Raw genomic sequence first — 22,545 nt, forward strand, 5'->3', positions numbered from 1 at the left:
CCAGGGCCGCTTCGCTGGGTTTTGTTAGCGACTCTAAGCCCATTCTCGTCCACCGTTTGCCGCCCTGGCGTTCGCCGGGGCGGATGATGACAAGGATTCTTGATGATGTTGACTCTGCCGCGCCTGGCGCTGGCGCTGGGTCTGGCCGTTGCGCTGGCCCACGCCGATGAACCCCCGGCCTCCAGCCTGGCGGCGGAAACCGTGGTCAACGGCTGCCGCATCGCGCCAAAAACGCAATGCCCAGGGGCCGATTTGCGCCATGCCGACCTCAAGGCGGCCAATCTGGCCGGCGCCAATCTCACTGGCGCGGATTTGCGCCGCGCCGATTTGCGCATGGCCAACCTCACCGGCGCCATGCTGGACGGCGCCGATTTAAGCGGCGCGCGGATCAATCGCGGTTATCTGGCCGGCGCCTCGCTGAAAAAAGCCCGGCTGGTGGGCACAGATCTGGAGTTGTCGCGGCTGATGCGCGCCGACTTCAGCGACGCCGACCTCACCGCCGCCAGCCTGGAAGCCGCGCGCGCCGCTTATGCGGTGTTTCACCGCAGCCGCCTGATCGCCACCAATTTGCAGGAAACCAAGTTCAACGGCGCCAACTTCTGGGAGGCGACCATGGAAGGGTCGGTGATTCGCTACGCGATTTTCCCTGAGGCGTTCTTCGAAGGCTGCCAGGGTTGTCCGCATGACTGGTGATGCATCATGCGCCAAACCCTTGTTTTTGCACCCTACCCGACTTTGGTCGAATAGGCGCAACCGGGTGTGCTCTCCACAATCAGAGGGCCGGGATTTTTTCCCGCGCCAATGAAGCCCAATTGACAAGTGGAGAACCGGAGAGATGAACACATTTTTTGCGCGCAATGGCTGGCGGCTGGCCACCTGCACCCTGATGGTTTCCGCCGCCCTGAGCGCCCCGCTGGCCGGCGCTGCGGTGAATGACCAGGATATTCTCAACGACGCCAAAACCCCTGGCGACGTGGTGTCGTATGGCATGGGCCCGCAAGGCCAGCGTTTCAGCCCGCTGACCAAGCTGAACACCAGCACGGTGAAAAAACTGGTGCCGGCCTGGAGCTTCTCGTTTGGCGGCGAAAAGCAGCGCGGCCAGGAATCGCAGCCGATCATCCATGACGGCGTGATGTATGTCACCGCCTCGTACTCGCGCGCCTACGCCGTGGACGCGCGCACCGGGCAAAAGTTGTGGGAATACAACGCCCGTCTGCCGGACGGCATCATGCCGTGCTGCGACGTGATCAACCGTGGCATGGCCATCTATGGCGACCTGGTGTACTTCGGCACCCTGGACGCCCGTCTGGTGGCGCTGGACCGCAAGACCGGCAAGGTGGTGTGGACCAAGACCCTGGGCGACTACAAGGCCGGTTACTCGTACACCGCCGCGCCGATGATCGTGAAGGGCAAGGTCATCACCGGCGTGTCCGGCGGTGAGTTCGGCATTGTCGGCAAGGTGGAAGCCCGCGACGCCAAGACCGGCGAGCTGGTGTGGTCGCGTCCGGTGATCGAAGGCCATATGGGCACGCTCAATGGCAAGGAAAGCACCATGACCGGCACGCTGAACGCCACCTGGGAAGGCGACCAGTGGAAGCAGGGCGGCGGCGCCACCTGGCTGGGCGGCACCTACGACCCGGAAACCGACACCATCTTCATGGGCACCGGCAACCCGGCGCCGTGGAACTCGTGGACCCGCAAGGGCGACAACCTGTACACCGCCTCCACCCTGGCCATCAACCCGGACAACGGCGAAATCAAGTGGCACCTGCAAACCACGCCGCATGACGGCTGGGACTTTGACGGCGTGAACGAATTCATCCCGTTCGACCTGAAAAAAGACGGCAAGGTGATCAAGGCCGGCGCCAAGGCTGACCGCAATGGCTTCTTCTTTGTGGCCGACCGCACCAACGGCGACTTGCTGGGCGCCTACCCGTTTGTGTCCAAGATCACCTGGGCCAAGGGTTTCGACCTGAAGACCAAGAAGCCGATCGTCAACCCGGAAGGCCGCCCGGCCAACCCGTTTGACCCGGCCCAGCAGGCTGAAGGCGGCAAGGGCAAGTCGGTGTTTGCCGCACCGTCCTTCCTGGGCGGCAAGAACTGGATGCCGATGGCCTACAGCCCGAAGACCGAATTGTTCTACGTGCCCAGCAACGAATGGGGCATGGACATCTGGAACGAGCCGATCACCTACAAGAAGGGCGCCGCTTACCTGGGCGCGGGCTTCACCATCAAACCTCTGTATGACGACCACATCGGCGTGCTGCGCGCCATGGATCCGAAAACCGGCAAGATCAAGTGGGAATACAAAAACAAAGCCCCGCTGTGGGGCGGCGTACTGAGCACCGCCGGCGATCTGGTGTTCACCGGCACTCCGGAAGGCTTCCTGAAGGCATTTGACGCCAAAACCGGCAAAGAGCTGTGGAAATTCCAGACCGGCTCTGGCGTGGTGGGCAGCCCGGTGACCTGGGAAATGGACGGCGAGCAATACGTGTCGGTGGTGTCTGGCTGGGGCGGCGCAGTGCCGCTGTGGGGTGGCGAAGTGGCCAAGGTCATTTCGCACCTGACCCAGGGCGCCAGCGTGTGGACCTTCAAGCTGCCGAAAAACTGAGCATGAAGTAAGCCCTGCCTGGCAGGCGGCCTCCCCCCGGACGTCCGTCTGTCTTGCGCCCACCTGATTTGGGTGGGCGCAGATGGCCCTGAGCCCAGCCGCTGCCCGGCGGCGGCTAGGCTCAGATTCATCCCCCAAACCCGAGAGGAAGCACACCATGAAACTGCGCTGGATGCTGTCTGCCGCCACCCTGATGCTGGTTGGCCAAGCCCATGCCAACGACCCGAAAGCTGTTGAAGCCATGATGCAGAAAAACGGCTGTTTCGCCTGCCACAGCGTCGAACAAAAAATCATCGGCCCGGCCTACCGTGATGTGGCCAAGCGCTACGCCGGCCAGGCCGACGCGCCGGCCAAGCTGGTGGCCAAAGTGAAAAATGGCGGCGGCGGCGTTTGGGGGCAGATGGGCATGCCCCCGCATCCGAACCTGAAAGACGATGACATTCGCGCTATGATTGACTGGGTGCTTGATCACAAGTAAGAATCGCTCACAAATCCCCGTCTGCCGGAATTGCGCCGCCTTGCCCTGTGGGCTGCGGTGCGCCTGACCGGGGTTGCGCTGTGTTGGTGAGCCGTTCTCAAGCCGTGTGCGGTCCGTCTGATCCGGCACGCTCGGGCCGGCATTGCGCCGGCCGTGTCTTCACGCCTGACCGAAAGTATGCCCGCCATGGAAACCACTGTCCTGATTGCCGATGATCATCCGCTGTTTCGCGAAGCCCTGCGCCTGGTGGTGGCCGAAGCGCTGGGCGCCGAGGCGCAAACCATCGAGTGCGCCAGCCTGGACGAGGCACGCGAGCAAGTGGCGCACAGCCCCAATATCGATCTGGCCTTGATGGACTTGAACATGCCGGGCATGGATGGCCTGGCCGGGCTGGCCAGCTTGCGCGCGCACATGCCCACCCTGCCCATCATCGTGGTGTCCGCCGACGAGCGCCACGCCACGGTAGATGCCGCGCTGCGCGCCGGCGTGTCGGGCTTTATCCCCAAGTCGTTTTCACGCGCCGACATGGCCGCAGCGGTCAACGCCGTGCTGGACGGCGATATTTTCTTTCCCGCCACCAGCGACCGCAACACCGGCGCGCCGCCCGCTTACGATCCGGGCATGACCGACATGGCCGCGCGCATCGCCACGCTGACCAAGCAAGAACGCTGCATTCTGGAATACCTGATCCGTGGCAAGTCCAATAAATTTGTCGCCATCGAGCTGGATATCGCCGAAAGCACGGTCAAGGCGCATGTGTCGTCGATTCTGCGCAAACTCAAGGTGCACAGCCGCACGCTGGCAGTGATCAAGGCCGGGCCGTTGTTGCAACTGAACTGAGCGCCGCTCAGCAAACTCTCCTGAGGTCGTTGCGCGGCCTTGCCGTGCCGCTACGCTGAGCATGGTGAGCGACGCAAAGCACCGCTCATACCCCCTGACAGCCTGCTTTTTTCCTGCCAAGGGAAGGCATGCGCGATTCAGCCCCACCAGCCCTGCTTGCTCAAAGCCACATGCACAATTGCCGCCAGCGCCGCCAAGGCCAGCACAAAGGCAATGGCGCGTTGTTGCGGGGTTTTGCCGCGCTTGAGCGCCAGCGTGCCCAGGCCAATATAGGCCAGCAGCAGCACCAGCTTGGTAGCCAGCCAGGGCGTGGTCAGCGGGTTGAATCCACCGACCACCGCCATGCCCACCCCGGCCGCCAGCAGCACGGTGTCGTTGACATGCGGGGCCACACGCCAGAAGCGCGCATGCAGCGCCTGTGGCCGGCTGGCCAGCAGCAGGCCACGGGCAATAAAAGACAGCGCAGTCAGCACCGCGCAGGTGAGATGCAGATGTTTCAGGGCAAGGTAGCTCATGGCTGGATCATACCGCCGCCCAAAGGGGTGAGCCACTGAATAAAACCCCTGTTTTCAACAGGGTTGCATTTCCGGTGCAATCTAGCACACTGATGGCATGTTGCCGTTTTTGGAGCCGCGCACAAAACTCAGCGCAGCGCGCCTGGCCAGGCACGACAAGGCCGCGCAACGACGCCAGGCGGGTTTTGTGAGCGGTGCTTACGGCATTATCCACCCCCATGGAGCAGATCACATGAGTGTTACCCTGAAAGGCAATCCGGTTGAAGTGCGCGGCGAGTTTCCCGCTGTGGGCGCGGTCGCGGCCGAGTTTTCTCTGGTCGGCGCCGACCTGGCCGACGTGTCGTTGTCCTCGCTGGCTGGTCAGCGCAAAGTGCTGAATATTTTCCCGAGCGTGGACACCCCGGTGTGCGCCGCCTCGGTGCGCAAGTTCAACGCCGCCGCCAGCAGCCTGGCCAACACCGTGGTGTTGTGCATTTCTGCCGACCTGCCGTTTGCGCAAAAGCGCTTTTGCGGCGCCGAAGGCCTGGAACAGGTGAAAACCCTGTCCACCCTGCGCGGCGGTGAATTTCTGGCCAACTACGGTGTGGCCATCGCCAGCGGCCCGCTGGCCGGCCTGGCTGCCCGCGCCGTGCTGGTGCTGGATGAAAACAACACCGTGCTGTACGCCGAGCGCGTGGCGGAAATCACCGAAGAACCGAACTACGGCGCAGCGCTGGCCGTGCTGGGCTAACGCTTGCCAGATGAATCTGATCGGGTGTTGACCCGTCCGGTTGTCATCCCTCATCGAAGCGGCTAAGGTGCTGGCTTTCCCTTGTAGCGGACAGCCAGCATGCCCTCCACGCCGCCCCCTTCTCCCCACATTGCTCAATTGCTCGCTCAGGCTGAAGCCGCCTGGAATAGCGGCGAGCTGGAACGCTGCGAGCAACTGGCGCGGCAAACCTTGTCGCAATGGCCCGAGTCAGCCATGGCCTGGAATCTGCTGGGCATGGTGGCCAGCCGCTACGGCCAGTTGGAGCAGGCCGCGCAACTGATGGCGCAGGCAGCCAAGCTGGACGCTACCCAGGCGCAAATCCGCACCAATCTGGCCATTGTGCTCAGCCAACTGGGCGAGCTGGCCCAGGCCAGTGCGCTGCTGGCGCAAACACTGGAATTTGCCCCCGAACATGAAACCGCCTGGCAGTTGCTGGCGCAATTGCTGGAAATGCAGGGTCAGTTTGCCGAGCAAGCCGATGTGCTGCGCCAGGCGCACGCGCGTTGCCCTGGCTCGCTGACTTTACAGTTAATGCTGAGCGATGCGCTGAACACCATGGGTGAGCATGTCCAAGCCGCCAAGCTGGCGGCTGATGTGACTCACCGCTACCCCAAATTCGCCGATGGCTGGTCCTGCCTGGGCTGCGCGCAGGAGAAACTCGGTCAGATCGACGCCGCCCGGCAGTCTTTGCAACGGGCCATTGCGCTGAAGCCACAAGAGGGTCAGTTGCATGTGAATCTGGCGCATCTGGAGCTGCTGGCGGGCAATTTTGCCGATGGTTGGCGTGAATACGAATGGCGCTTTAGCTGCCAGCAGTCGGCGCCCTTGCCCGGCCTGAGCGCGCCACGTTGGCAAGGCGAGCCGATCAACGGCAAGGTGCTGCTGTTGTGGCCAGAGCAAGGCCATGGCGATACTTTGCAGTTTTGCCGCTATGCCCAGTTGCTGGCGACGCGCGGCGCACGGGTGTGGCTGGTGTGTGTGCCGGCCTTGTGGCCGCTGCTGGCGCAGGGTGCGCCAGGCATTGAGCGCTTGTTGCCGCCAGAGCAGGTAGCAGCAGAAGACGGGCAGGTGGATTTTTGGGCGCCCTTGCTGAGCTTGCCGCAGCTGACTGAGTCTGGCGACGACCCTTTGGGTTATTTGGTCCCTTATCTGCAGGTTGAGCCGCAGCGCCAGGCGCGCTGGCGGGCGCGGCTGGATGCGCTGCCGCCAGGCCGGCGCATCGGCCTGATCTGGAGCGGCAATCCGCTGAATGGCAATAACCCCACCCGCGCCTTGCCGCGCGCGCAGTTGGCGGCGCTGGCCGGGCTGGACAATGTGCAATGGATCAGCCTGCAAATGGGCGCAGAAGGTCGCCAAGCGCCGCCGGAAGGGCTGAGTTGGCACGCCTGGGGCGATGAGATTACTGATTTTGCTGACACCGCGGCGATTGTCAGTCAGTTGGACTTGCTGATCAGCACCGACACCGGCCCCGCCCACCTGGCCGGCGCGCTGGGCGCGCTCACCTGGCTGCTGGTGCAGCGCGTGCCGGACTGGCGCTGGGGCTTGAGCGGCGAGTCGTGCGCCAGCTACCCCAGCATGCGGCTGTTCCGCCAGCGCGAACAGGGCGAGTGGGCATCGGTGATGCGTGCGGTGCGCGAGGCGCTGCTGGCTGGCTAAGCGCGGCTCACCCGCGCGCTTAGCTTTGCCCTGCGTCTGCCGCCATTAGCCAGGCGCGCTTATCCAGCGTGCAGAGCGCCTCTGCGCCGCGCTCAGTCGTCGTGATCGGCGGCAGGGGTATGCCAGCGTGAGAAGTGGCCGACCAGTTTTTCCAGGTCGCTGGCGGTTTGCGCCAGTTGCGCCGAGGCTTCTGACAAGGCGTCGGTGGCTTGCATATGCTCTTCGGTGGCCACTGACACTTGCTGCAAGGTGGCGGCAATCTGGTGGGTAGCCTGCGATTGCTGCTGACTGACGCCGGCCAGTTGTTCGGCCTGGGTGCTGGCTTCGTCGGCAGCCATGATCAGTTGGGCCAGATTATCGCTGGCGGATTCGATTTCAGCGGCGCCGCGCTGCACCTCTTCCACGGTTTCGTCCATATTGCGCGTGGCCTGCTCCACCACTTCGCCAATCTTGGCCACGGCGGCGTTGATTTCTTCGGTGGATTGACTGGAACGCTCGGCCAGCTTGCGCACTTCATCGGCCACCACGGCAAATCCGCGGCCTTGTTCACCGGCGCGGGCCGCTTCGATGGCGGCGTTCAAGGCCAGCAGATTGGTCTGGTCGGCGATTTCGCGAATCATCGCCGTCATACAGCCGATATTGTTCATCTCCTGGCTGAGCGCCTGCATGGTGACGCGGCTGCGCTCGACCACGTCCATGGCGCGGGTGCTGGCGGCGCGGCCACAGTCGATGCGCTGACAGCCGTCCAGCACCGCTTCGCGGATCAGGTTGGCGCCGTCGCGCGCCTGTTCGGCGCTGTTGGAAATGCTGGCGGCCGCCTGCGAGATGGTTTCCATGGTTTGCGCCACCTGCTGCACACCCTGCGCCTGTTCGTGCGAGCGGGCGGCCTGGGCGGCCATGCGCTGACGCAGGTTTTGCGCGTGGGTTTGCGTGTCGCCCGCCGCGGCCAGCACATCGGCCATCAGCGCGCGCAGGCTGATGCGGGTGGACTCGACACTGACCAGCGCCTCGCCCAGGCTGCCGGCGGTTTGCTTGCGCACGCGCACCGGCTGGGTGAAATTGCCCTCGCTGATGCGCATCAGGCCACGGCGCAGGGCGCGGATCGACACGCGAAACGACTGCGGCAGCGTCCAGCCCATCACCAGGCCAAACGTGGCTCCAGCGCCAGCCAGCACCCAGCGCAAGGTGGATTGGCTATCCGGCAGCAGGGCGATCAGCAGCATCAGACAGGCGGCGCCCCAATAAGCGCTGCGCAGCTTTTTGCTCAGCGGCAGGCTGTAGCGGCCAGGGCCTTTGGGGGTAGCTGGCAGGGTGCGGCGTTTGTCGCGCACATCGCGGTACAAGGCCTCGGCGGCGGCGACATCTTCGCGCTTGGGGGCATTGCGCACCGACATATAGCCAATGGTTTCGCCGTTTTCCGTGATCGGCGAGACGTAAGCCTCCACCCAGTAGAAATCACCTGCTTTATTGCGGTTCTTGACCAAGCCACTCCAGGGACGGCCAGCCTTCAGCGTGGCCCACAGATCGGCAAATGCCTCGGGCGGCATATCGGGATGGCGGACAATATTATGGCTGACACCAATCAGCTCGTTTTCGGTAAAGCCACTGATGTCGATAAAAGCGCGGTTGGCGTAGGTGATCTGCCCCTTGAGGTCGGTTTTGGTCACGATCGGCCGTGCCGGATCGAGAAAGACCTCGTTCTGGGTGACTGGCAGATTGACTTTCACACATGCCTCCTGGTCGCCGCATTCAGGCAGGGCATGCTGCTGATGCGGTCTTGCTGTCTGGAAAGGAACATCCACTCGGGATGGTGTCTTGCTGCCTGAGCATGACAATATTACAAGAAAGTGATTATATACCGGCTTGCCGGTGGATTACTGTTGAATATTGATATCTATCAACGACGTTCAGCTTGCCCCGTGCATGTGATGACGGCAAACGTTTGTTTTGCCGGGCCCTAGCAGACCAAGCGTCATGCACTGCACACATGCCAAATAGAAGGCCCGGCAAGCCACAGTCAGATCTACGCTACTCTGATTGCCGCGCCATCATGTTGCGCTGGGTCAAAACCATGGGCAACACCAATGACATGTAAACGCATTGCCCCGGCCAAATGGCCGGGGCAATGCGCACCGCTCGCCACTCCATCAGATCTACAGGGGCTTTTTCTGGTCATGGCGATGACCAGGTGTCTGATCGGGATGGATGAGGCGGTGATGCACGCCCAGCGCAAAGTGGCCACGGCGTGCGACTGCTGGATCAGGCCTCGAGCACGGTCAGCCAGGCTGCCAGCCAGGCCGGATGAGCCGGCCAGGCAGGGGCAGTGACCAGCTTGCCGTCGGTCACGGCGTCAGTAACGGCAACTTCGACATATTCTCCCCCCACAGCAGTCACTTCCGGAGCGCAGGCGGGGTAGGCGGTGACCTTGCGTCCGGCCAGTACCCCGGCGGCAGTCAGCAGTTGCACGCCATGACACACGGCGGCCACCGGCTTATTGGCCTGCATGAAATGGCGCACCCAGTTCAGCACATCCGGGTTCAGTCGCAGGTATTCCGGCGCGCGACCACCAGGAATCAGCAGCGCATCGTATTGCTCGGGCTGGCAGTGGGCAAAGCTGGCGTTCAAGGTGAAGCGGTGACCGGGTTTTTCGCTGTAGGTCTGGTCGCCTTCGAAGTCGTGCACCGCCGTGCGCACCTGCTCGCCAGCGATCTTGCCCGGGCAGATGGCGTGCACGGTATGGCCGAGCATTTGCAGTGCCTGGAACGGCACCATGATTTCGTAATCCTCGACGTAGTCACCAGCCAGCACCACAATACGTTTGGCAGTCATGCGGAAGTCTCCCGTTTGATGAGTCATGAGTCTGGGTCACTGCTCACCACCGGCCGTGCGCTCGCATCAGTCAAGTAGAGGTGCGCAGCCCCCAATGAAGGCGGTTACCCGCTGCCTTTCACTGTAGCCACTCGGTCGCGCAACCTGGTAGTAGCGATGTACTACATGAGTATGGATTCAGTCAGAAGGAGAAGTACATGTGCGAATTGTTTTCCGGGCAGGATCCGCGTCGTTACGCCAGCGTGCGTCGTTCTTTGCGGCTGCGCGGCTTTGTCACCAGCCTGTCGCTGGAACAGTATTTTTGGGAAGTGCTGGATGCCTTGTCGGCTGAGCAGGGCATGAGTACGCCGCAATTCATCGCCACCCTTTACGACGAAGTGCTCAGGCGGCATGGTGAAGTGCGCAATTTCACATCTTTATTACGGGTGGCGTGCGGGGTACATCTGCAAGCGCGCAGCGTGCCGGCCTGAGGTCAGCTTGCTTCAGACGGTCAGACAAAACGAAAACCCCCGCATGCAAGCATGCGGGGGTTTGAATTCTGGTGGCCAGTCGCGGAATCGAACCACGGACACGCGGATTTTCAATCCGCTGCTCTACCAACTGAGCTAACTGGCCCTCAAGAGATGCGTATTAAACCGGATTTCGCCGGATGGGTCAAGTGGTTTTTGCAAAAAATCTGCATGCAACACAAGTGGAGCAGATTTTTGTTGGTAAATCACACACTTGCTCGCCAGACGCTGAAAAATTGCGAATGGGGTTCGTTCTGTTTGTCTTGCAGCGCTGGCGTAAGCAGGGAATTGCGTGGCGATGGCCAATTTCGGCCACTTGTGCGCCCAGCCCGACAAAGTCAGTGGATTCCCCCGGCAATATGCTGCTTATCCATATTTTCCGCCCCCACACCCGGCCATTTTCTGTCAATCGTGCGTTCAATTGGACTGAAAGCAAATTGAAAGCTTGGCTTTTTATGCTTGCAAAGCATTGAAACTGAACAAGTTTCTTGTGCGGATATCCGTCGATTTTGGGTGAGCCAAGGAGGGGGAGTCCTGGCTGTTCGATATATGCCAAAAAATTATGGCGATGCATTTTCTGCCAAAAACTGCGGCCATCACGCAACAGCCAGCATGTTTGGCCAGGGTTTTTCCATGAATCATGGCCGATGACTCGTAGATTCACTTAAAATTCCTGCCAGGCAGGAATGAATTTTGCAAGCTCGCCCAGTCCGCAGGCGCCCATTGCCATTGGCGCCAGGCTCGACGCCAAGACAACAATGATATGGCCGATTCTGCCGCCGGCCCTGATACACACTGGAGTAAGCAATACCATGCCTCACCTCGACCTGGATAAAACCGATATCAAAATTCTGGCCGCCTTGCAGCAAAACGGCCGGCTGACCAATGTGGAGCTGGCCGATGCCGTGGCACTGTCGCCCTCGCCTTGCCTGCGCCGTCTGAAGCATCTGGAAGAGTCGGGCATCATCAAGCGTTATGTCGCCCTGCTGGACCCCGCCCGCCTGGGACTGGGCTTGCAGGCTTTTGTCAATGTCGCGCTGGAAAAGCGCGGCAGCGTGCATATGCAAAGCTTTTTGCAGGCGGTGCAGCGCTGGCCGGAAGTGATTGCCTGCTATGCGCTGACGGGCGATATGGATTACATGCTGCATGTGTATTGCGAGGATCTGGATCATTTTTCCCGCTTTGTCATGGGCGAATTGCTCACCCACCCCGGCGTGGAAGACCTGCGCTCCAGCTTTGTGCTGACCGACGTCAAGCGCACCACGGCGCTGCCCTTGCACCAGTTGGGCGCGCCGCGCTGAGCGGGGCTGGCTAGGCCCCCGCCCGCCGGATTCGGGAGGGACGCCTGGCCAGCAATAGCCAGAAAACACAAAAGGCGCCGCAAGGCGCCTTTTGTGTTCTGTGCCGCCCGGCAAACGCCGGGGGTTCAGGATCAGTGATGGTAGGCGGTTTCACCGTGGGTGGTGATGTCCAGACCTTCACGTTCTTGCTCTTCGCTGACACGCAGACCGATGGTCAGGTCGATCAGCTTGAAGGCCACGAAGGACACCACAGCCGACCAGATGATGGCCACGCCAACACCCCAGGCTTGCGAGGTCACTTGCGCCACCATGTCGTATTCGCCCACGGCGTTGGCCACGTAGTCGTACACACCGGTGCCGCCCAGGCTCGGCGCAGCAAACACGCCAGTCAGCAGAGCGCCCAGGATGCCGCCCACGCCGTGCACGCCGAACACATCCAGCGAGTCATCCACACCCAGCATGCGCTTGAGGCCGTTCACACCCCAGTAGCACACCATGCCGCCCAGCAGACCCATGATGATGCTGCCCATCGGGCCGACGAAGCCGCAAGCCGGGGTGATCACCACCAGGCCGGCGATGGTGCCGGAAATCGCGCCCAGCATGGACGGCTTGCCCTTGATCAGCCATTCGACCAGAGTCCACGACACGGTGGCGGCGCAGGTGGCCAGCATGGTGTTGATCATGGCCAGTGCGGCGGTGCCGGTGGCTTCGAGGTTGGAGCCGGCGTTAAAGCCAAACCAGCCCACCCACAGCATCGCGCCGCCGACCATGGTCATGGTCAGGCTGTGCGGGGCCATGGATTCGCGGCCGTAGCCCACGCGCTTGCCGATGATCAGTGCGCCAACCAGGGCTGCCACACCGGCGTTGATGTGCACCACGGTGCCGCCAGCGAAGTCCAGCGCGCCCTTCTGGAACAGGAAGCCTGCGGTTTCACCAGCCTTGGCGCCAGCTTCGGCCGTGGTGTAAGCGTCAGGACCGGCCCAGTACCACACCATGTGTGCCAGCGGCAGGTAGGAGAAGGTGAACCACACCACCACAAAGGCCAGCACGGCGGAGAACTTGATGCGCTCGGCAAAGCCGCCGATGATCAGCGCGGAAGTCAGGCCGGCAAAGGTCAGCTGGAAGGCGATGTACACGTATTCCGGAATCACCACGCCCTTGCTGAAGGTAGCGGCGACGGAATCCACGGTCACGCCCTTCAGGAACAGCTTGTCCAGGCTGCCGAAGAAGGCATTGCCCTCGGTAAACGCCAGGCTATAGCCGTACGCTGCCCACAGCACGCCCAGCAGGCAGAACACCACCAGGCTTTGCATCAGGATGGACAGCATGTTCTTGGTGCGCACCAGGCCACCGTAGAACAGACCCAGGCCAGGTGCGGCCATCAGCAGCACCAGGAGGGTGGAGGCCAGCATCCAGGCGGTGTCGCCCTTGTTGGCAACCGGAGCCGGGGCAGCCGCGGCATCCGCAGCCGGAGCGGCAGCCACAGCGGCCGCAGGGGCTGCCGGCGCTACGGCCGGGGCGTCAGCCGCCGGCGCGGCTTGAGTCACAGCGGCGGCGGCTGCCGGCGCATCTTCCGCCCAGCTGGGCATCACGAACAGAAAGGTGAACAACAAGCTCACCATGGCCAGAACACGTCTCATGCCACTTTCTCCTTAGGTTTGAAAAACGGCGAGCCGCCCGGATGGGCCGGCGCTCAATTACAGGGCATCTTCGCCGGACTCGCCGGTGCGGATGCGGATGACTTGTTGCAAATCCAGAACAAAAATCTTGCCGTCGCCCATCTTGCCGGTGGCGGCCGCTTTTTCGATGGCGGCCAGGGCGGCGTCCAGTTGATCGTTGCGCACGGCAATGTCGATGCGGGTTTTAGGCAAAAAACTCACCTGATATTCCGCGCCACGATAGATTTCCGTGTGGCCCTTCTGGCGACCAAAGCCCTTGACCTCGGTGACGGTCAGTCCGCGCACGCCGATGTCCTCCAGCGCCACACGCACTTCATCGAGCTTGAAAGGCTTGATGATCGCGCTGATCCATTTCATGTTTCACCTCTGCATTTCTCACGTGTTTTTGCTGTACCGGCTGCCGCCCTGTGCGGGTGAGTCAGCCGCTTGTTTTTGTGCGCTGCGTAATGTCTGAATTTCTGCACAGCTAAAAGCACAAGGTGTGCCAAGCATCAAAAGCCCTAGACTGGGCTTTGTGTGTTTTCAGGGGCTTATGCGTGATTTATTCTGGTTTTTTCAGCATTTAGTCATAAAAACCCCTGGCAAACCCAGCTTTGGCATGCACTGCCTTGGCGCAATTGGCCCGCTGACAGCGCGCGCGCCACGCGGCCCGGCGGCGACACGCGCTGGCTGATTTGGTCTGCGCACACGGCGTGTGCCCCACAATCGCGCCTGAAGTCAGTCAAGCACCAAAATGGCGCGGCTGCATGCACGCTTGCCGATCAAATCGCCGCGCGGCACACTTGCCGTCACGCGCCGCGTGGGCGCGCCAGCCTCAACCCGTCGGCTGGGCAAGATGGACGGGAATCGTCGCGGCCAGACGGCCGGGGCGTGCTCTCGTGTGGAGCAGCAAGATGAGTGAAATGATTTACGGCGACGGCGCCATCCGCCGTCCGGGCCTGTATGGCTCTTCGATTGAAAACACCTACGCCGGCGTGCTGTCGTTCATGCGCCGCACTTACAGCCGCGAGCTGAACGGCGTGGACGTGGTGGTGTCTGGCGTGCCGCTGGATTTATCCACCACCTTCCGCTCGGGCGCGCGGCTGGGCCCGCAGGCCATCCGCGCCGCCAGCGTGCAACTGGCCGAGCTCAAGCCCTACCCGTGGGGGTTTGATCCGTTTGACGACCTTGCAGTGATTGATTACGGCGATTGCTGGTTTGACGCGCACAACCCGCTGAGCATCAAGCCGACGATTGTTGAGCACGCGCGCACCATTCTGGCCAGCGGCGCCAAGATGCTCACCCTGGGCGGCGACCACTTCATCACCTATCCGCTGCTGATTGCGCACGCCGAAAAATACGGCAAACCGCTGGCCCTGCTGCACTTTGACGCCCACTGCGACACCTGGCCGGACGACTCGCCGGATTCGCTTAACCACGGCACCATGTTTTACAAGGCCATCAAGGATGGGCTGATTGACCCGGCCAAGTCTGTGCAAGTGGGCATTCGCACCTGGAATGATGATTTCATGGGGGTGAAGGTGCTGGATGCACCGTGGGTGCACGACCACGGCCCCGAGGCCGTCTTGGCGGAAATCACGCGGGTGATTGGCGACCACCCGGTGTATGTGACGTTCGACATCGACTGTCTTGACCCGTCCGCCGCCCCCGGCACCGGCACCCCCGTGCCGGGTGGGCTGTCCAGCGCGCAGGCGCTGAAGATTGTGCGCAATCTGGGTGGGCTGAATATTGTCGGCATGGACGTGGTGGAAGTGGCGCCCAGCTACGACCAGAGCGAAATCACTGCGATTGCCGCCGCACACATTGCCTGTGACATGCTGTGCCTGCTGCGCAACCAGAAGCTGGCGCGCCAAGGCTAAGAGCGGCCAACAAAACCCTCCTGGCGACCTGTGTGGCGCTCGCATGAGCGGCGCATGTCGGCTCAGGAGGGTTTTTGGCGCAAGAGGCTGTTTGCTGATGTCGCGCGGGTTTTTTCAAGCGCGCAAAGAAAAACGCCCCCGGCATCAGCCGAGGGCGTTTTTGAATTTGGTTGCGGGGACAGGACTCGAACCTGTGACCTTCGGGTTATGAGCCCGACGAGCTGCCAACTGCTCCACCCCGCGTCAGAGAGGTGAACTATACGCAGGGCTATTCAGGCTGTCAAGGGTTTTTGTTGCGCTGCAAGAGGACGGCTCGCGCCATCACGCCGTCCAGCTCACCCAGCCCATCTTCCAGGTCAGCAAAATCAGCAGGCCAAACACAATGCGATACCAGGCAAACACCACAAAGGTGTGGGTGGCGACAAAGCGCAGCAGGCCGCGCACCGCCAGAAACGCCGACAGAAACGCCGCGACAAAGCCCACGCCAAACACCGGCACATCGGCCATGGAAAACGCCTGCCAGTGCTTGAGCACATCGTAAGCCGTGGCAGCGAACATGATGGGAATGGCCAGAAAGAACGAAAACTCGGTGGCCACCTTACGGTCCAGGCCAAACAGCATGCCGCCGATGATGGTCGAGCCCGAGCGCGACACGCCAGGAATCAGCGACAACACCTGAGCAAAGCCCACTTTCAGCGCGTCGCGCAGGCGCATATCGTCCACGCGGGTAATGCGCGGCTTTTGCGGGCGCGACTCCACCCACAAAATCACCAGCCCCCCAACCACCAGCGCCACCGCCACCGAGACGGCGTTGAACAGATAAAACTTGATGGTCTTGATGGTCAGCACGCCAATCACTGCGGCCGGCAAAAAGGCCAGGCCCAGGCCCACCACAAAGCGCAGGGCGACAGGGTCGCGGCGCACGCCGCTGGCCAGCGCGGCGATGCGCGCACGGTATTCCCAGCACACCGCCAGAATCGCCCCCAGCTGAATCACCACTTCGAATACCTTGCCCTTGCCATCGTCAAAGTTGATCAAATCGCCAGCCAGAATCAAATGGCCCGTACTGGAAATCGGAAAAAACTCGGTAATGCCTTCAACGATGCCCATGATCAGGGCCTTGCACAACAACAGGATGTCCATCAGTGGCTTTCCGGGCGCGCGTGCTGCGGATGAATGCGCGAAAGTAAAAAAACGGTGCGCCAGCCTGGTGACAGGCGGCGCCATGCACAAGCACACGGGCCGCAAAAGCGGCCCGTGTGCAAGAGATCAACGGCCGTTTTTGGCCTTGGCGATCAGCTCATCCACCACCTGCAGCAGGCGGGTGGGCTCTGCGGCCATGGTGGCGTAGCGGCCGGCCACCACAAAGGTGGGCGTGCCTTCAATCTGATAATCGCGGGTCATCTTGGCCGCGCGCGACACCTGGCTGGCCATGCCGAAAGATTTGCTGGTTTGCAAGAACGCATTGGCGTCCACGCCTTGCGCCTTCAGGAACGGGGTCAGCAGTTTTTCATCGGCCAGGTTTTGCTTGTCGCGCATCATCGCGTCAAACACCGGCTTGTGCAGCTTGTCCAGCAAGCCCATCTGGCGCTGGGTGGCAAACAGGCGAGCCAGCGGCTCCATTTCCTTGCTCCACACAATCTGCTCGCGGCGGAAGCTCACATGCGCCGGCAACTTGGCTGCCCAGCTTTCCACTGCCGGCTCCAGCCGGTAGCAATGAATGCAGGTGTACGAGAAAAACTCGATCACTTCCACCTTGCCGGCTGGCGCACCGCTTGGTTGCGGGGCGCGCAGTTCGACATAATCGCGGCCGGGCTGGATATCCGCCATGGCCACGGCGGACACCAGCAGCAACAGGGCTGCCCACCATTTTTTCAGCATCATGTTTCCTTCAATTTCTGGATTCGGTCATGCCCCAAAGACAGCCTTCGGAGCGCTACGCTCACACTTGCCGCAAGGCGCGCTGCCGCAGGGCAGCGCAACGATGCCCGAAGGGTTCTGTTCGCGGCGTTTAGCGCGGCTCACAAAACTCAGCGAAGCGATCCTGGCCAGGCGCGCGACCGCAGACAGTAAACAAGTACGGCAAAGTCGGGCAACAACACCAGGAGGGTTTTGTGAGCCGTTCTTAGTCTGCCTTCACCGGCGTCGGGTTCAATCCATTGGCCTTCAACTGGCCGCGCAGGCGCTCGACATCTTCCGAGCGGGTCAGCGGGCCGATGCGCACCCGATGCAGCAAACCCTTGTCCGAGCTGTTGACCGACTGGATATTGGCCTCGACCCCCAGCAGCGCCAATTTGGCTTTCATATTGTCGGCGTCCACTTCTTTTTGATAGGCGCCCACTTGCAGGTAAATCTTTTTGCCCTTGTCAGCGGCCTCTTTGTCTTTGGCCGGATCGGTGGCGGGTTTTTCCTGCGGGGCTGGCGGCGGCGCATTACCCGGCAGAATCTTGTAAAAGTCATACTGCGGCGGCTCGGCCTTGGCGTGTTTTTCTGCCGGCGTCTGCGGAGCATCCGGTTTGGCATCGGCCTTGCCCGGTCTGGCGGGCTTGTCTTCTGCCGGAGCCTGGGACGGTTGCGGCGCAGCGGCAGGCGGCGCTGCAGGTGGCGGGCTGGCCGGTGGCGTATCCAGCAAAGGATTGGTAGGCAGGTTGGCAGCCAGATCCGGTGCGCGGCTACCGGGTGCGCCAGGCTCCAGCGTAGCCGGGCCTGGCGGGGGGGCCGGTCTGGCTGGCTGCGCCGGCAGCGATACCATATCCGAGGCTTCTTCCTTGGCGGGTTTGGCGTCGCGCGGGGCAAATGGGGTATTGGCGCGATTCAGGTAGAACGCCACCCCCGCAGCGCCCCCTACCCCCACCAGCAGGCCAATCAGCACCCCGGCGACCACGCCCTTGCCATTGCCGGATGATTTTTTGGCTGACGTGGATGTTGGCGTGCGCGGCGCTGGCGCGCCTCGGCTGGCGCCATTGCCACCACGCGGTGGCCGAGTGCTGTTTTTGTAATCACGGGACATGCTGCTGGCGCGTCTTTCTATCAGGTGAGTTCATGGCCAGCGCGCAGCGCTGGCCCACTCTTCTCCTGTCGGTGGCGGCAGGGAAGGGCCGTGGTTCCGGCAATGCGGAACACGGCGCGCTGCGATTATATCAGCCGGGAGGGGCGTGACTACAAGCCACGACGGTATTGAATGGCTTCGGCAATATGGCGGGCGTTGACCGCCGCGCTGGCTTCCAGGTCAGCGATGGTGCGCGCCAGCCGCAGGATGCGATGGTAGGCGCGGCCAGATAAATGAAAGCGCTCGATGGCCTGCGCCGCCAGGGCCGCGCCTTCGGCGTCCGGGCGGGCGATGTCGTCCAGCGTGGCGCCGTCCAGCAAGGCATTGGCCACCCCCTGGCGCGCCAGCTGGATGGAGAAAGCCGTCTCTACCCGCTCGCGCACCCGCGCGCTGGGCTCGCCGGGCGCGGCGCGCAGTAAATCTTGCGCCGGCAGGCTGGGCACTTCCACCCGCATGTCGATGCGGTCCAGCAATGGACCGGATATTTTGCCGCGATAGCGGCTGATTTGCTCTGGCGTGCAGCGGCAACGCCCGGAAGGGTGGCCGTGATAGCCGCAGGGGCAGGGGTTCATCGCCGCCACCAGCTGAAAGCGCGCCGGGAAATCCACCTGACGCGCCGCACGCGAAATGGTTACCCGGCCGGTTTCCAACGGCTCGCGCAGCATGTCCAGCGTTTTGCGCTCGAACTCGGGCAGTTCATCCAGAAACAACACGCCATGCAGGGCCAGCGACACCTCGCCCGGACGCGGCTGGCCGCCGCCGCCGACCAGCGCCGCCGCCGAGGCAGAATGATGCGGCGCACGATAAGGGCGAGTCCAGAATTGTGTCGGGTCCAGCCCGCCGCTGGCCAGCGAGCGCACGCTGGCCACTTCCAGCGCTTCGGTCTCGCTCATCGCCGGTAGAATGCCGGGCAAGCGGGTGGCCAGCATGGATTTGCCGGTGCCTGGCGGGCCGGACAGCAGCAGGCTGTGGCGGCCGGCGGCGGCGATTTCCAGCGCGCGCCGCGCCGTCAGCTGGCCTTTCAGGTCACTCAGGTCGGGGTAGTCCGGCGCCAGCGCCGGCGGCGGCGGCTCGGGCGCCTCCAGCCGGGCCTGGCCATTGAGCATGGCGCACACTGCTTGCAGGCTGTCGGCCTGCGCCAGCGAGGCCTGCGGCCACAGCGCCGCCTCGCCCGCGCTGGCGCGCGGCAGCACCAGCGTGCGCCCGGCGCGGGTGGCGGCCATGGCCATCAACAGCGCGCCGCGTATTGGCCGCAACTCGCCATTCAACGCCAGCTCGCCGACAAACTCATGGCGGGCCAGATGCTGGGCGCTCAGTTGGCCCGAGGCGGCCAGAATGCCCAGGGCAATCGGCAAATCAAAGCGCCCGGAGTCCTTGGGCAGGTCTGCGGGCGCCAGATTGATGGTGACGCGGCGGTTGGGAAACTCAAACCCCGCCAGCTGTATCGCCGCGCGCACGCGCTCGCGGCTTTCCTTGACTTCGGTGTCGGGCAGGCCGACCAAGGTCAGCGAGGGCAGGCCGTTGGCCAGATGGACTTCCACGGTGACTTCCGGGGCGTCCGTTCCGGCCAGGGCCCGGCTGGTGATCCGCGCCAGCGACACGGCGGGGCGTCTTAGGAGTGGCCCTGAGCGGCTTGTTCCGCCTCGGCTTCTACCGCCGCGGCGGCTTCGGCTGCCGGCTCGGCCGGCAGCACCAGCGCTTCCAGCTTGGCCAGACGGGCTTCCAGCTGTTCCAGTTTTTCGCGGGTACGCGCCAGCACTTCTTGCTGCACGTCGAATTCTTCGCGGGTGACCAGATCCAGCTTGGTGAAGGCCGAGCCCATCAGGCTGCGCAGGTTTTTTTCCAGATCCTTGGCCGGGCTGGAGGCCAGGGTGTCGCCAATCTTGGCGCTGATTTCGTCGAACAGTTTTTGGCTCAGCATGGCTGACTCCTTGATGCGGTTGGGCGGCAGCGTGATAGACCGCCGTGGCGGCGCGCAGGTTCACGCCGTATGAGTATCTGGATAGCAGTGTAGCAAAAGCCGGCGCGCTGCGGCTGACAACTGAATGCCTGCGCGGCAGGTTTCAGCCAAACAGCATGCACTATTGCAGTGCACGGCTTTGCCTGTCTGCGGTGCATGACTGCGCCGCGCTGGCGCCCAAACCCCATCGGCGGACGTTTTGCAGCATGGCACGAATTATGCAAGTTCGCCAGCACGCCATTGGGCGCAGCGTTGCGGCCCCATCCAACATTCAACCATCAAGGAGCTTGTATGAAACTGGTATCCGCCGTCATCAAGCCGTTCAAACTCGACGAGGTGCGCGAAGCCCTGTCGACGATCGGCGTGCAAGGGGTGACCGTCACCGAAGTCAAAGGCTTTGGTCGTCAAAAAGGCCACACCGAGCTGTATCGTGGCGCCGAATATGTGGTGGACTTTCTGCCCAAGGTGAAAATCGACGTGGCCATCAAGGATGAACTGCTCGACCAGGTGCTGGAAGCCATCGAGAAATCCGCCCACACCGGCAAAATCGGCGACGGCAAGATTTTTGTGTTCGAGCTGGAACAAGTGGTGCGCATCCGCACCGGCGAAACCGGCCCGGAAGCGGTGTAACAGCGCCTTTTAAGCGCAGTCACACCCACCCACACACGCCCTGACGGCAACCCTGCCGCCAGGGCGTGTTGCATATTGGCGGCGTCTGGCGTGGTGCACACATCGCGACACCCAGGCCCCAGCAATTGGCGGCTCTGCGCCAGCGCGACCAACACATGGCCATCTAATCAATCCGTTTTTGCCGGATATAGCCAGATTTTTATGTATTTTTGCCGCTTTTTGCTGGATTTTTACTCGCAGGCATGAAACCTGCTGAGCCATGGACATCCACGCAGCGTGTGTCCTTGCCGCCTTCCGGCACAGTTCAGCCATGCTGCCCAAGCAAGGAGACACATCATGATGGGAAGTCGAGACCGCGAACTGGCCATTTTGCAAAGCCGGCTGTTTCTGGAGCTGCGCCGCACCCACTGCCGGGTGATTGACCTGAAATGGATGAACGAGGACGCCCGCTACGCCCGCCATGTGCTGGACCTGGCTGCGCACTGTGACGAAGACGACATCCGCGAGCTGGGCCGCAAGATTGCCCAGCATATGCATATGCCGCCCAGCGCCGAAGTGGAAGTCCGCCAGCCGGCGGTATCGCCGCGCCGCGCGGCGGAAGCCAGCCATGGCGCGTCTGGGGGATGGTGGCGGGCCTTGCAGTTGCAGCGCGGCTATTAAGAGCGGCTAACCCTCCTGGCCTTGTTGCCCGACCTTGCCGTACTACCCGTACTGTCTGCGGTCGCGCGCCTAGCCAGGATCGCTGCGCTGAGTGTTGTTAGCCGCTCTACGCCGCGCCGGCAGCGATCAAATGCCTACTTCCACCAGCGGCACGCGCGGCGCCACCGCACACATCAATTCATAGCCAATCGTGCCGGCGGCATCCGCCACCGTTTCAATCGCCACGCCCTCACCCCACAACACCACCTTGCTGCCGATGCCGGCGGCAGGCAGGTGGGTGAGGTCCACCGCCAGCATATCCATCGACACCCGGCCCACCGTGCCGCTGGCCTGGCCATCCACCCGCACCGGCGTGCCCGAGGGCACAATGCGCGGGTAGCCATCGGCGTAACCACAGGCCACCACGCCAATGCGCATCGGCCCTGGCGCGGTAAAGCGCGCGCCATAGCCCACCTCGTCACCGGCTTGCAGCGTTTGCACGCCAATAATGTCAGCCTCCAGCGTCATGGTCGGGCGCAGGCCCAGCTGTTCGCCGGTTTCGCCGGCAAACGGCGAGCAGCCGTACAGCATGATGCCGGGGCGAATGAATTCGGCGCGGGCTGAGTCGTGGCGCAAAATCGCTGCCGAATTGGCCACGCTGACCGGCAGGCCCAGCTCGGCCGCCACCGGCTGAAAACGCGCCATCTGGCCGGCAATGCCGCGCTCGTCATCGGCGGTGGCAAAGTGGGTCATCAGTGCGCTCAGGCGCACCTGGGGCAAGGCGCGCAGGCGCTGGGCCATGGCCAGCGCGGCTTCCGGGCGGAAACCCAGCCGGTTCATGCCAGTGTTGAGCTTGAGCCAGACGCTGAGCGGGCGCGGCAGTGGGGTGGACTCCAGCAGCGCCAGCTGATGCTCGCTGTGCACCGAGGTCCAGATGTCGTGTTCGGCGCAGGCCAGCAGTTCTTCGCGATCAAAGAAACCTTCCAGCATCATCAGCGGTCGGATTTCTCCCGACTCGCGCAAGGCAATGGCGTTTTCCAGGTTGAGCATGGCAAAGCCGTCAGCATGCGGCAGGGCGCGCACCACGCGGGCGTAGCCATGGCCATAGCCATCGGCCTTGATCACCGCCAGCGCCTGGCTGCGCGGGGCAAGTTGCTTGGCCACGGAATAATTGTGGGCGAGGGCATCCATATGGATGCGGGCTTGAATCGGACGGGTCATGAGCGTGCGGGGAATTCA

General features: G+C 62.7%; 23 protein-coding genes and 2 tRNA genes. 11 read left to right on the forward strand and 14 right to left on the reverse strand.

Annotated features, from left to right (window positions below; all coding sequences use genetic code 11):
* The first annotated feature begins 102 nt into the window (after positions 1 to 102).
* The 4 genes from DFR34_RS03220 (at position 103) to DFR34_RS03235 (ending at position 3,929) form a co-directional block, all read left to right on the forward strand.
* A complete protein-coding gene (locus tag DFR34_RS03220; protein ID WP_211309275.1) occupies positions 103 to 693 on the forward strand; it encodes a pentapeptide repeat-containing protein in 591 nt (196 codons plus the stop codon).
* Positions 694 to 835: 142 nt separating this feature from the next.
* Positions 836 to 2,611 carry a PQQ-dependent methanol/ethanol family dehydrogenase gene (locus tag DFR34_RS03225; protein WP_110389731.1) on the forward strand — a complete coding sequence of 592 codons (1,776 nt, stop codon included), beginning with the start codon at positions 836 to 838 and terminating at the stop codon, positions 2,609 to 2,611.
* Between the two features lie 157 nt (positions 2,612 to 2,768).
* A complete protein-coding gene (locus tag DFR34_RS03230; protein ID WP_110389732.1) occupies positions 2,769 to 3,089 on the forward strand; it encodes a c-type cytochrome in 321 nt (106 codons plus the stop codon).
* Positions 3,090 to 3,275: 186 nt separating this feature from the next.
* Positions 3,276 to 3,929, forward strand: a complete 654-nt coding sequence (locus tag DFR34_RS03235) for a response regulator (protein ID WP_110389913.1) — start codon at positions 3,276 to 3,278, stop codon at positions 3,927 to 3,929.
* Positions 3,930 to 4,066: 137 nt separating this feature from the next.
* Here the strand turns inward: DFR34_RS03235 and DFR34_RS03240 are convergent, their stop codons facing one another.
* On the reverse strand, positions 4,067 to 4,444 hold the full coding sequence (locus DFR34_RS03240; RefSeq protein WP_110389733.1) for a SirB2 family protein: 378 nt from the start codon (positions 4,442 to 4,444) through the stop codon (positions 4,067 to 4,069).
* Between the two features lie 232 nt (positions 4,445 to 4,676).
* Between DFR34_RS03240 and tpx the strand changes: the two genes are divergently transcribed.
* Entirely contained in the window at positions 4,677 to 5,174 is a 498-nt protein-coding gene (tpx, locus tag DFR34_RS03245) for a thiol peroxidase (protein WP_110389914.1), read from the forward strand.
* Positions 5,175 to 5,273: 99 nt separating this feature from the next.
* A complete protein-coding gene (locus DFR34_RS03250) occupies positions 5,274 to 6,851 on the forward strand; it encodes a tetratricopeptide repeat protein (RefSeq protein ID WP_110389734.1) in 1,578 nt (525 codons plus the stop codon).
* A gap of 92 nt (positions 6,852 to 6,943) precedes the next feature.
* Here the strand turns inward: DFR34_RS03250 and DFR34_RS03255 are convergent, their stop codons facing one another.
* Positions 6,944 to 8,578 carry a methyl-accepting chemotaxis protein gene (locus DFR34_RS03255; protein WP_146215042.1) on the reverse strand — a complete coding sequence of 545 codons (1,635 nt, stop codon included), beginning with the start codon at positions 8,576 to 8,578 and terminating at the stop codon, positions 6,944 to 6,946.
* A 532-nt stretch (positions 8,579 to 9,110) separates the two neighbouring features.
* Positions 9,111 to 9,680 (reverse strand): DJ-1/PfpI family protein, encoded by a 570-nt coding sequence (locus DFR34_RS03260; RefSeq protein ID WP_110389736.1) that lies wholly within the window; start codon positions 9,678 to 9,680, stop codon positions 9,111 to 9,113.
* Positions 9,681 to 9,877: 197 nt separating this feature from the next.
* Between DFR34_RS03260 and DFR34_RS03265 the strand changes: the two genes are divergently transcribed.
* Entirely contained in the window at positions 9,878 to 10,150 is a 273-nt protein-coding gene (locus tag DFR34_RS03265; RefSeq protein ID WP_110389737.1) for a ribbon-helix-helix domain-containing protein, read from the forward strand.
* 69 nt (positions 10,151 to 10,219) lie between these two features.
* Here DFR34_RS03265 and DFR34_RS03270 read toward each other — a convergent pair.
* Positions 10,220 to 10,295 (reverse strand) — tRNA-Phe (locus DFR34_RS03270).
* Between the two features lie 39 nt (positions 10,296 to 10,334).
* Positions 10,335 to 10,853, reverse strand: a complete 519-nt coding sequence (locus tag DFR34_RS16745) for a hypothetical protein (RefSeq protein ID WP_146215043.1) — start codon at positions 10,851 to 10,853, stop codon at positions 10,335 to 10,337.
* 148 nt (positions 10,854 to 11,001) lie between these two features.
* Here DFR34_RS16745 and DFR34_RS03275 point away from each other — a divergent pair, with 148 nt between their 5' ends.
* Positions 11,002 to 11,490, forward strand: coding sequence for an Lrp/AsnC family transcriptional regulator (locus DFR34_RS03275; protein WP_110389738.1), 489 nt, complete (start codon positions 11,002 to 11,004; stop codon positions 11,488 to 11,490).
* Between the two features lie 131 nt (positions 11,491 to 11,621).
* Here the strand turns inward: DFR34_RS03275 and DFR34_RS03280 are convergent, their stop codons facing one another.
* Together DFR34_RS03280 and DFR34_RS03285 are read right to left on the reverse strand one after the other, a co-directional pair.
* Positions 11,622 to 13,130, reverse strand: a complete 1,509-nt coding sequence (locus DFR34_RS03280; protein ID WP_110389739.1) for an ammonium transporter — start codon at positions 13,128 to 13,130, stop codon at positions 11,622 to 11,624.
* A 57-nt stretch (positions 13,131 to 13,187) separates the two neighbouring features.
* Positions 13,188 to 13,526 carry a P-II family nitrogen regulator gene (locus tag DFR34_RS03285; protein ID WP_110389740.1) on the reverse strand — a complete coding sequence of 113 codons (339 nt, stop codon included), beginning with the start codon at positions 13,524 to 13,526 and terminating at the stop codon, positions 13,188 to 13,190.
* 536 nt (positions 13,527 to 14,062) lie between these two features.
* On the opposite strand from DFR34_RS03285, the gene speB reads away from it, so the two are divergent.
* Positions 14,063 to 15,028 (forward strand): agmatinase, encoded by a 966-nt coding sequence (gene speB, locus DFR34_RS03290; RefSeq protein WP_110389741.1) that lies wholly within the window; start codon positions 14,063 to 14,065, stop codon positions 15,026 to 15,028.
* Between the two features lie 167 nt (positions 15,029 to 15,195).
* Here speB and DFR34_RS03295 read toward each other — a convergent pair.
* The 6 genes from DFR34_RS03295 to DFR34_RS03320 form a co-directional block, all read right to left on the reverse strand.
* Positions 15,196 to 15,271, reverse strand: a tRNA-Met gene (locus DFR34_RS03295).
* Positions 15,272 to 15,349: 78 nt separating this feature from the next.
* The gene (locus DFR34_RS03300) at positions 15,350 to 16,171 is read right to left on the reverse strand and encodes an undecaprenyl-diphosphate phosphatase (RefSeq protein WP_110389742.1); all 822 of its coding nucleotides are present in this window, start codon (positions 16,169 to 16,171) and stop codon (positions 15,350 to 15,352) included.
* Between the two features lie 126 nt (positions 16,172 to 16,297).
* Entirely contained in the window at positions 16,298 to 16,912 is a 615-nt protein-coding gene (locus DFR34_RS03305) for a thiol:disulfide interchange protein DsbA/DsbL (RefSeq protein WP_245906801.1), read from the reverse strand.
* A gap of 241 nt (positions 16,913 to 17,153) precedes the next feature.
* Positions 17,154 to 18,038 carry an SPOR domain-containing protein gene (locus tag DFR34_RS03310; RefSeq protein ID WP_110389743.1) on the reverse strand — a complete coding sequence of 295 codons (885 nt, stop codon included), beginning with the start codon at positions 18,036 to 18,038 and terminating at the stop codon, positions 17,154 to 17,156.
* Positions 18,039 to 18,187: 149 nt separating this feature from the next.
* Positions 18,188 to 19,678, reverse strand: coding sequence for a YifB family Mg chelatase-like AAA ATPase (locus DFR34_RS03315; RefSeq protein ID WP_110389744.1), 1,491 nt, complete (start codon positions 19,676 to 19,678; stop codon positions 18,188 to 18,190).
* An 11-nt stretch (positions 19,679 to 19,689) separates the two neighbouring features.
* Positions 19,690 to 19,998 carry an accessory factor UbiK family protein gene (locus tag DFR34_RS03320; protein WP_110389745.1) on the reverse strand — a complete coding sequence of 103 codons (309 nt, stop codon included), beginning with the start codon at positions 19,996 to 19,998 and terminating at the stop codon, positions 19,690 to 19,692.
* A 330-nt stretch (positions 19,999 to 20,328) separates the two neighbouring features.
* Between DFR34_RS03320 and glnK the strand changes: the two genes are divergently transcribed.
* Together glnK and DFR34_RS03330 are read left to right on the forward strand one after the other, a co-directional pair.
* Positions 20,329 to 20,667, forward strand: coding sequence for a P-II family nitrogen regulator (gene glnK / locus DFR34_RS03325; protein ID WP_110389746.1), 339 nt, complete (start codon positions 20,329 to 20,331; stop codon positions 20,665 to 20,667).
* A 336-nt stretch (positions 20,668 to 21,003) separates the two neighbouring features.
* Positions 21,004 to 21,327: a hypothetical protein gene (locus tag DFR34_RS03330; protein WP_110389747.1), complete on the forward strand. Its 324-nt coding sequence runs from the start codon at positions 21,004 to 21,006 to the stop codon at positions 21,325 to 21,327.
* A 126-nt stretch (positions 21,328 to 21,453) separates the two neighbouring features.
* Here the strand turns inward: DFR34_RS03330 and alr are convergent, their stop codons facing one another.
* On the reverse strand, positions 21,454 to 22,527 hold the full coding sequence (gene alr / locus DFR34_RS03335) for an alanine racemase (protein ID WP_110389748.1): 1,074 nt from the start codon (positions 22,525 to 22,527) through the stop codon (positions 21,454 to 21,456).
* Positions 22,528 to 22,545 lie beyond the last annotated feature (18 nt).

The sequence above is a fragment of the Rivihabitans pingtungensis genome, assembly GCF_003201855.1.
Classification (GTDB): domain Bacteria; phylum Pseudomonadota; class Gammaproteobacteria; order Burkholderiales; family Aquaspirillaceae; genus Rivihabitans; species Rivihabitans pingtungensis.

Excerpts from the sequence above, each read along its gene's own strand:
- DFR34_RS03285 (WP_110389740.1), bottom strand. The coding sequence starts at position 13,526 with ATGAAATGGATCAGCGCGATCATCAAGCCTTTCAAGCTCGATGAAGTG.
- alr (WP_110389748.1), bottom strand. The coding sequence starts at position 22,527 with ATGACCCGTCCGATTCAAGCCCGCATCCATATGGATGCCCTCGCCCAC.
- DFR34_RS03275 (WP_110389738.1), top strand. The coding sequence starts at position 11,002 with ATGCCTCACCTCGACCTGGATAAAACCGATATCAAAATTCTGGCCGCC.
- DFR34_RS03300 (WP_110389742.1), bottom strand. The coding sequence starts at position 16,171 with ATGGACATCCTGTTGTTGTGCAAGGCCCTGATCATGGGCATCGTTGAA.
- DFR34_RS03220 (WP_211309275.1), top strand. The coding sequence starts at position 103 with ATGATGTTGACTCTGCCGCGCCTGGCGCTGGCGCTGGGTCTGGCCGTT.
- DFR34_RS03265 (WP_110389737.1), top strand. The coding sequence starts at position 9,878 with ATGTGCGAATTGTTTTCCGGGCAGGATCCGCGTCGTTACGCCAGCGTG.
- tpx (WP_110389914.1), top strand. The coding sequence starts at position 4,677 with ATGAGTGTTACCCTGAAAGGCAATCCGGTTGAAGTGCGCGGCGAGTTT.
- DFR34_RS03235 (WP_110389913.1), top strand. The coding sequence starts at position 3,276 with ATGGAAACCACTGTCCTGATTGCCGATGATCATCCGCTGTTTCGCGAA.
- glnK (WP_110389746.1), top strand. The coding sequence starts at position 20,329 with ATGAAACTGGTATCCGCCGTCATCAAGCCGTTCAAACTCGACGAGGTG.
- DFR34_RS03320 (WP_110389745.1), bottom strand. The coding sequence starts at position 19,998 with ATGCTGAGCCAAAAACTGTTCGACGAAATCAGCGCCAAGATTGGCGAC.
- DFR34_RS03230 (WP_110389732.1), top strand. The coding sequence starts at position 2,769 with ATGAAACTGCGCTGGATGCTGTCTGCCGCCACCCTGATGCTGGTTGGC.
- DFR34_RS03330 (WP_110389747.1), top strand. The coding sequence starts at position 21,004 with ATGATGGGAAGTCGAGACCGCGAACTGGCCATTTTGCAAAGCCGGCTG.
- speB (WP_110389741.1), top strand. The coding sequence starts at position 14,063 with ATGAGTGAAATGATTTACGGCGACGGCGCCATCCGCCGTCCGGGCCTG.
- DFR34_RS03225 (WP_110389731.1), top strand. The coding sequence starts at position 836 with ATGAACACATTTTTTGCGCGCAATGGCTGGCGGCTGGCCACCTGCACC.
- DFR34_RS03305 (WP_245906801.1), bottom strand. The coding sequence starts at position 16,912 with ATGATGCTGAAAAAATGGTGGGCAGCCCTGTTGCTGCTGGTGTCCGCC.
- DFR34_RS03310 (WP_110389743.1), bottom strand. The coding sequence starts at position 18,038 with ATGTCCCGTGATTACAAAAACAGCACTCGGCCACCGCGTGGTGGCAAT.
- DFR34_RS03250 (WP_110389734.1), top strand. The coding sequence starts at position 5,274 with ATGCCCTCCACGCCGCCCCCTTCTCCCCACATTGCTCAATTGCTCGCT.
- DFR34_RS03280 (WP_110389739.1), bottom strand. The coding sequence starts at position 13,130 with ATGAGACGTGTTCTGGCCATGGTGAGCTTGTTGTTCACCTTTCTGTTC.
- DFR34_RS03240 (WP_110389733.1), bottom strand. The coding sequence starts at position 4,444 with ATGAGCTACCTTGCCCTGAAACATCTGCATCTCACCTGCGCGGTGCTG.
- DFR34_RS03260 (WP_110389736.1), bottom strand. The coding sequence starts at position 9,680 with ATGACTGCCAAACGTATTGTGGTGCTGGCTGGTGACTACGTCGAGGAT.